General features: G+C 53.7%; 10 protein-coding genes. 8 read left to right on the top strand and 2 right to left on the bottom strand.

The features are described from left to right. Window positions 1–14: 14 nt before the first annotated feature. Window positions 15–365, bottom strand: coding sequence for a type II toxin-antitoxin system death-on-curing family toxin (locus tag ACOI1H_RS22255; RefSeq protein WP_422440265.1), 351 nt, complete (start codon window positions 363–365; stop codon window positions 15–17). Window positions 366–928: 563 nt separating this feature from the next. On the opposite strand from ACOI1H_RS22255, the gene ACOI1H_RS22250 reads away from it, so the two are divergent. Beyond that, window positions 929–2,023 carry a hypothetical protein gene (locus ACOI1H_RS22250; RefSeq protein WP_422440264.1) on the top strand — a complete coding sequence of 365 codons (1,095 nt, stop codon included), beginning with the start codon at window positions 929–931 and terminating at the stop codon, window positions 2,021–2,023. A 189-nt stretch (window positions 2,024–2,212) separates the two neighbouring features. Here ACOI1H_RS22250 and mobQ read toward each other — a convergent pair whose 3' ends face one another. Continuing rightward, entirely contained in the window at window positions 2,213–3,370 is a 1,158-nt protein-coding gene (gene mobQ, locus ACOI1H_RS22245; RefSeq protein ID WP_422440263.1) for a MobQ family relaxase, read from the bottom strand. A gap of 148 nt (window positions 3,371–3,518) precedes the next feature. Here mobQ and ACOI1H_RS22240 point away from each other — a divergent pair, with 148 nt between their 5' ends. The 7 genes from ACOI1H_RS22240 to ACOI1H_RS22210 all read left to right on the top strand — a co-directional run bounded on the left by ACOI1H_RS22240 (window position 3,519) and on the right by ACOI1H_RS22210 (window position 7,274). Next, window positions 3,519–3,770 (top strand): hypothetical protein, encoded by a 252-nt coding sequence (locus ACOI1H_RS22240; RefSeq protein ID WP_422440261.1) that lies wholly within the window; start codon window positions 3,519–3,521, stop codon window positions 3,768–3,770. Continuing rightward, on the top strand, window positions 3,763–4,404 hold the full coding sequence (locus ACOI1H_RS22235; RefSeq protein ID WP_422440260.1) for a hypothetical protein: 642 nt from the start codon (window positions 3,763–3,765) through the stop codon (window positions 4,402–4,404). Before ACOI1H_RS22240 ends, ACOI1H_RS22235 begins: the two co-directional genes overlap by 8 nt. Before the next feature lie 381 nt (window positions 4,405–4,785). Then, window positions 4,786–5,793, top strand: a complete 1,008-nt coding sequence (locus tag ACOI1H_RS22230) for a RepB family plasmid replication initiator protein (RefSeq protein WP_422440259.1) — start codon at window positions 4,786–4,788, stop codon at window positions 5,791–5,793. Between the two features lie 69 nt (window positions 5,794–5,862). Then, a complete protein-coding gene (locus ACOI1H_RS22225; protein ID WP_422440258.1) occupies window positions 5,863–6,159 on the top strand; it encodes a type II toxin-antitoxin system RelE/ParE family toxin in 297 nt (98 codons plus the stop codon). A gap of 3 nt (window positions 6,160–6,162) precedes the next feature. Next, a complete protein-coding gene (locus tag ACOI1H_RS22220) occupies window positions 6,163–6,459 on the top strand; it encodes an addiction module antidote protein (RefSeq protein WP_422440257.1) in 297 nt (98 codons plus the stop codon). A 146-nt stretch (window positions 6,460–6,605) separates the two neighbouring features. Further along, the gene (locus ACOI1H_RS22215) at window positions 6,606–6,839 is read left to right on the top strand and encodes a hypothetical protein (protein ID WP_422440256.1); all 234 of its coding nucleotides are present in this window, start codon (window positions 6,606–6,608) and stop codon (window positions 6,837–6,839) included. A gap of 291 nt (window positions 6,840–7,130) precedes the next feature. Then, entirely contained in the window at window positions 7,131–7,274 is a 144-nt protein-coding gene (locus tag ACOI1H_RS22210) for an entericidin A/B family lipoprotein (protein ID WP_422440254.1), read from the top strand. Window positions 7,275–7,350 lie beyond the last annotated feature (76 nt).

Raw genomic sequence — 7,350 nt, 5'->3', positions numbered from 1 at the left:
TAGAAGCACTCAATCTACGCCCAATGACAATGACTACGTAGAACGCTTTCTAATGTGTCTAGATCAAAACGATCTGTTTGAAAGAGTTCCTCAACCCAGGGACCAAGCGCATAGTCTGGGGCTTCGAACCTGATGCCGTTCATCAGTAGAAAGTTGTTAGAGCTAACAAAGCCTGTGCGCTTATTACCGTCAATATATGCATGGCTTGTAGATATACCGTGCCAGTAGTAGGCCGCGACCCTGATAAGATCGCAGCCTACATCGTAGTACAGCGCAGTTTTCGGCCTGCCTAGCGCACCCAACAGCCCATCAAGGCTTTTGTAGCCACGGATCTGATATGGAGTGAGGATATCCTCATGAAACATGTCAACGTTTTCTTGAGTAAGAAAAACGGTGTCATCGAGATCGGGTAGAGGCTCAAACCGAGGCATTAAGCCAAGTATTCAAGGGTCTCTTTGTAACGACTCTTGGTAAGATCCATGGCTTCACGTGCTGACATCAGTTTGCGCTTTGAAGGTTCTATTTCCTGCTGAAAGTTTGTGTTCGCAGCCATCAAGGAGGAGAAGTTTGCCGGGATCAGAGCCTCTTGCACAGCAGGGACCGAACCGTGGAAGCGACGGCAGCGAACGCACAGGAGGGTTACAAATGCCATGACTTCTCTCGCAGGCTAGAACAACGGTGACAGCATCAAAACGCTGTTTCTGAACAGTCGAAACTCAAGCCACAAGGTAACACTTGCAGGTGAACTTTCAAACAAGATGCAGGCTAACCTTTTGAAATCATTCCATAACATTATACTACAAATTTACTTGATTTCTTTGATAAGGTACGTTCTTCTTGATTTCCTTGATTTACTTGAATACCTTGATAGGGATAGAGGCCGGAACCTCTACTCAGCTAACGACTTCTTCAGCGAAGGTTTATGATCTTGAGTTCAGAGTCGAGCGAATCTCCCACTTCAAAAAGAGGCAAGGGTCGCGGTGGAAAATTCTTCGTCATAGATCGTGCTGTTTGGGAACAGCTTTGGGATTTAAAGACCGGCAATCGGATGAATTTTGTTTTGACGTATTTAGTGCTTTCAGCAGGCACTGGAAGCGATCATCGACTCAGTAAGTGGTCCACTAAAGCATGTGAGCGATACACTGGCTTGGGAAAGCCACGCGCAAAGGTCGCTGTTGACGAGTTAATTTCATACGGACTTATAAAGTATACCGAGCGTTCAACAAAATCATTTCCTCAGTATCAGTTAATGGAGATATCTTTAGAATCGGACCCTATATTCTTACCAGTTGCATTTGTAACGGGTTTGTCCGTTGAGGCATCTTTCCTACGTAGGGTGAGAGAGACTGGTGATCCACTTCTTTTAAGGATGCTTGTCGATATATATGGAATGATTCAACTGGATGCGACTTATGGACTGCCTATAGACCAGCTTAGTTTATTGCCTCCAGAGGAATACCCCAGCCGTAAATTATCTGAAGTTGGAGTTCATGCAATTTGGGCTGTTAGACTCAGCGGTACTAAATCTGCATCGGGATCGTGGACTCGTATTCATAGAATAACAAGAGATACAGAGGAAAACTGGGTTGACTTTTGGTCGCGAGTCGCGCTCCTAGAAAAAATGGGGGCAATTTACTATGAGCCTTGGGTGTTTGATAGCATCGCTTCTGATGCTGAGCCTTTATTCCCTGTTAATCCTGAATTTTGGTCTAGTGATAAAACACATGATGATGCGATGGAGCTTACCCAATTAATATCAACGGCCATTGAGGATTTAGTTAGAGATCGGACATACATTGCAGGAAACTATGGAGAAGATCTGCTTATACCCCTCTCTGCACATAGACAAATGCCTAGTATCAGAGGCGTAGCACGTGTTCGCATTGAAGCTGATACTCCAGGCCGCAGATTCTGCTATCAACAGCGGAAATCAAATATAAAAATATACTATTTAGGTTTTTTGCAGCTTATCAAAGATGTAGCGCAAGGCGATTTCAGTAGGCCGGTCAACACATCATTATAATATTTCTCTATTTTCTAGGTATAAAGAGCGCCTATAACCGGATATTTCATTTGATTGCATCTTGGGTGGCCTTAAGCGCCGCAAACCTACCCAGGAACAAGAAGCCATTTAACCCACGGGGCTGCCTTGTCGCTTATCCTTAAGCGTGCTGAACAGAAATTCTTGGTGTCAGACATCCGAAAATCACGCTCAGATGCTATAATCCGGCCCTTCCCTCTCAATACCCCTTTGCCGCTCCAGAATCCGTTCGCGCTCCAGCACGCGTTGCCGCTCCCGGTCCTGCTCCGTGAGGTCCGCCCCGGCGCTCTCGACGTTGCGCGCGATCTCCGCACTCCGGTCCTCACCACGCCCCGCCCGCGCTGCCTGTAGCCGCTCAAGGGCGTTCTGTGGCCTGTCCTCGGGCCCACGTGACGCGCGGGCGGCTTGTAGCCGCTCCAGCGCCGTCTCCGGGGCGCGGGTAAGACCAAGCGCCGCCGCGCGCTCCTGCACCCGGTCCAGCGCGCGCTCCAGCCATTCGCGGGCATGCGTCTGGAACTCGCGGGCCACCTCGCGGACCTGAAGTCCGATCTCGCGCACCTCCTGCCAGCGATCGGAGGCCGGTGTGGCGATCCCGCGCCGCATCATGCTCCACCCCCGGGCGCCGACGTCGGGCAGGGGCGGGCGGTCCAGCTCCACGGCCCGGGCCATCTCCGCGACGTGGACCCGCTCGTCGCCACGGCGCTCGGCCGCATAGGCGCGCTCAAGCGCCTCCTCGCGCTGCGCTTCCAGCGTGCGGTGATCCACCCGCTCGTGGACGTTGCAGCGCTCAAGGGTGTGGTTGACGTGCTCGGCCCAGGACGAGCGCCAGTCCACCAGCAGCTCCTTGGCGTTCCAGTCGCGGTTCTTGGCCCCGAAGCCGTCGGGACCAATCTCGCGGGTAGTCAGCATGATATGCGCGTGATGGTTCCGCTGGTCCCCTTCACGCCCCGGGGCGTGAAGCGCGATGTCAGCAACCATCCCGCGGTCCACGAACTGCGCCTGAACGAACCCGCGCACCAGATCGCGGTTCTGTTCCGGCGTCAGCTCGGACGGCAGGGCGACGCGGACCTCGCGGCTGACCTGCGCGTCCTTGCGGCGCTCGATAGCTTCGACGGCGTTCCACAGCGACGCCCGGTCACGCGCCCAGTCCGGCGCGTGTGCCGGGGCAAGGATCTCGGTGTGCAGGACGCCATCCTTGCGGGTGTAGTCGTGCACCTCGCCGGTGCGCGCATCACGCACACGCTCGGCGGCGCGGTAGGCGCTTGCGGCGGTCGCGGACCGGCCCTTGCTGCGGGAGATCACAGAGGCATCAAAATGATAAATCGCCATGATCGCCCTCTTAGCTTGGTTTCGAAAGGATGCGCAGCGGTCCTTCGCTCGCCGTCGTGCAACGACGTATAGGTGAGCACTTCGTGTTTCCAGCCCTTTACCCACACACTGGCGCTTGCTATCAAAGCACAACCCAAAGGAGCGCGCAATGAAGACAATAGACCAGCAGATTGCATCCGCTCAGGACAAGCTTTCCCGCCTCAGGACCAAAAAGAAAGCCACCGACACCCGCGTCAAGATCATCGCGGGCGCCGTCGTCGTGAAGGCGGCCATGGAAACGCCAGAAGCGGCGGCAAAGCTCGCGGGCCTCCTGCGTGAACGGGTGACACGGGATCTCGACGTGAAAGACATTCAGCCGCTCCTGGCAGACCTCGACAAAAAGGCGGCGCGCAATGCCTGATCGGACAAACCCTGCCGCCCCCACGCCCCAGGACGAAATGCTGGAAGCCCTCGTCTCCGTTACGGCAGAGAACACCACCACGTTGATCGACGTGCAGCATCAGGCGGCGGCAACAGCGGCCTCCGTGAAGGATGCCCGCACCTACATGGCAACGGTGGTCAAGAACACCGACTGGGAAACCAACGGTCACAGGATTGCAGCCATTCTGGACAAGGCCATGCGGGAGGACCGCGCGGCCCTGAACGCAGCCGGAGAGGCCGCACGCGAGATGCGCTCAAAATCCGTGGAGATCACCCACAAGGTGGGGGAAGCCGCTACGGCCCAGAAAGACGCCAGCCTAGCCTTCCATAGCGCCGCAGAGCGGCTGCTAGGCGTCATGGAGGCCCACGAGAAGGGTAAGTGGCGCAGAATGGGCATGATGGCCCTCGTAGCGGCGCTCACAGCCTCTCTTGGCTTATTTGGCGGTTACTGGTGGGCGAAAGGGAACATTCAAAAGGCGCGTCTCGCTGAAGTCGGTGAACTCCTACGGTCGTCCAGCGGTGAAGACTTCTGCGGCGATATGAGCGGCACTGTGCTCGAAGCTGACAATAACAGCGTCTACTGCGCATCGTGGATCAAGCAACCGACAGAGTAGGCGGGCGAAACTCGTCGGACTGTTTGCCATTATAGCAACTGCTCCCACGGATTGATGATTTGAACGCCTGTCGGTTCAAAGTCCGCAACATTGCGTGTGACGATGGGCATGGCGTGGGTAGCTACGCAAACGAGCGATAGGACGTACTGAGCTTACCAAAATCCCCAAATCCATCTCATTATTTTAACAAGAGGAACGCAGTTCCTTTATTTCTATACATTTCTTTATTTCAGGGGGCTGTAACTATATGAAATTAATGGGGTAATCGAGTTAGGCGTGAGTTTTCGGGACCTTCGCGTGAGTTTTCGGGACCCTATACGTGAGTTTTCGGGACTACTGTGAGTTATTGACGTATAGTAAACTCACAGTATAACTCGTGCTATGGGATATGCAGTAAACAGCGCAGAAACGAGTAGCCGTGACCCGGCTAAATTGAGCAAGGCGGGTGAGCTGGCTGACGGGCAATACAGCGAGCGTGCTTTACGCAATCCACCCAGTTTGCAGGCGCTCAAGCTGCAAGATGTGCTGATGAAGAACGCAGGCGGTAAAATCGCCGAAGATCAGTGGCACGAGCTGCCTTTGGCGACGTTCAAGCAGGTGAAGGGCTTTCGCAACTTGACCCACGAAGACGTGGTGCGGCTCTTTGAGGAGCTGCGCAGCGTGACCATGCGCCATGTGAACACCGCCGAAGGACACACTGCCATCTACGGCCTGATCGCAGTGGGTCGTGTGGACACGGACGAAGGCAGCGGTAGGCTGCGTTACAAATTCGATGACGAGTTTCGCAAGATCGTTGAGCAGTCGAACCTCTACGCCATTCTGGACTATCGTGCCGGCCTCGCCATGTCCTCGCGCTACGCCCACCGTCTGCACGAGATGATTTCTTTCCGTGCAGCCCGTGAACGACAGATGGAGCGATTTACAGTCGAAGAGCTTCGCGCCCGCCTTGGCGTCCAGACAGGCAAGTTAGCACGATGGCCTGATTTCAAAAAATACTCTCTCGACGCCGCCATTGATGAGGTCAATCAATCGAGCCGGTTCCGTGTTAGCTACCGCATCACAAAGCGGGAACGCCGCAAAACCACCGAAGTTGAACTGGCATGGGAAATCAAAGAAGCGCTTGAAGATGCCAAGAAGGAACAGGAAGCCCATTCGGTTGCCCGTAAAGGCAGACGGGCAGAAGCCAAGGAGCGGCTGGCCTTCCCTGAATCTGGAAGCGTAAAATACACCGATCCATGGGCGAAGCTGGCCAGTGAGAATTGCAACTGGGATCATGGTAAAATCGCGGATGCGTTCCGGTCGTTCTGTGCCCAGAAGGGAATCAAGCTCGGTGCAAAGAACATCGAAACGGTGTTCGTCAGCTTCTGCAAAAGCCAGAGCCGGATCTGAACATGGTTTGCGTAAAAATGTATGGCAACTATAGTTGCCAATCCTACCCGATGAAACTATAGTTGTCATATGGTTGAGCTGATCCGAAGCAGTGTTTTCGACGGCTGGTTGTCAGGCCTACGGGATCGACGTGCAAAAATGCGCATCGCTGCAAGGCTGGACCGTCTGGTTGTGGGGAACCCCGGTGACGTGAAGCCCGTTGGCGGCGGCATATCAGAGCTGCGTATCAACTACGGCCCCGGCTACCGGGTTTACTACATGACGCGCGGCAAGGTGCTGATTGTCCTGCTCTGTGGCGGCGACAAATCCACCCAAGATGCTGACATCAGACAAGCCAAGGCACTAGCTGATCACTGGAAGGATTGAGCGATGGAAGACGTGACTTTTGCCCGCTACGACACAGCAGATTACCTCGAAACCGAGGAGGATATTGCCGCCTATCTTGAGGCGGTCATGGAAGAGGGTGGAGACAACCCAGCTTACATAGCCCGCGCACTCGGAGCCGTGGCCCGTGCGCGCAATATGACCGCGCTGGCAGGTGAGGTCGGCATGAGCCGGGTGGGGTTGAATAAAGCGCTATCCGGTGAAGGAAACCCGACGCTGGCAACCGTGATGAAGGTTACGAAGGCGCTCGGATTGAAAGTCTCGATTCAGCCAGCGACGTAATCTGCCTGGATGCAAAGAAGCGTTCCACAAACGGTCATTTTTGGGAGAGCAGCTAAGTCGTCGAATATACTACGCCGTAGCCCGTCTCTGTTGTAAATAATCACATTGAGGCTTACAATTATTACAGCATGATAAGGAGAGCCCTAATGATACAGAATGAATTTGGAGCAAAAATCCATGAGTTGGAAGAAGCACTGAACGAGCGGAGTGATGAAATCGCACGAACCAAGACCTCAGAAGCGGAAATTCAAGAACTGTTGGCTATCCGGAAAAGGGTCGAAGCTTTCCTTGAAGACGTCGACAAATTGAAAAACGAAGAAGAGAAGCGCGAATTTATCCGGCAAGCTGATGAGTTGCTTCTTGAACTACATCGATCCTAACGTGACAATCGAATTAAACCGCCCCGGCTGCCCCAAAAAGCGTTCTAAAACCCTCTCTTTTGGGACGTGTGCAGACTGCCTCGTATTGCGCCACCACTAGTCGACGCGCTCTGCGAGCGCGAGGTAGGAACGCGTCTTTTACCTCAGATAGCCGTTTAGTGGACGTAAAGATTAAAGACCATTTCACATGCAGTCCTTATCGTTGAGCCATCCTGGCGATAAGGTTTAGACGTGGAACTAAATCGGTTACTTTGAGGTTGGTTATATGAATTTTTTGACAGGAACGTCTCAATGTATATTCTCCGAATTTCAGCACTAATTTTTGGCCTGGGAGCCCTCGCCGCTTGCGAGACCGTTCAGGGTGCCGGTCAAGATATATCAACCGCTGGAAATGCGATTAGCGGTGCAAGCAACGACGTTCAACAGGATCTTTAAACCTACAGACTTGTTGAAGACTTTGGGGAGCATCAAAAATTAAGCCCGCTGCCCTGTTAGACGCGCCCATAAACTC

It is taken from the genome of Loktanella sp. DJP18, from assembly GCF_049310965.1.
Taxonomy (GTDB): Bacteria; Pseudomonadota; Alphaproteobacteria; order Rhodobacterales; family Rhodobacteraceae; genus Loktanella.
The sequence above is the reverse complement of the archived record's forward strand: the minus strand, read 5'-3'. Positions and strand labels throughout refer to the sequence as shown.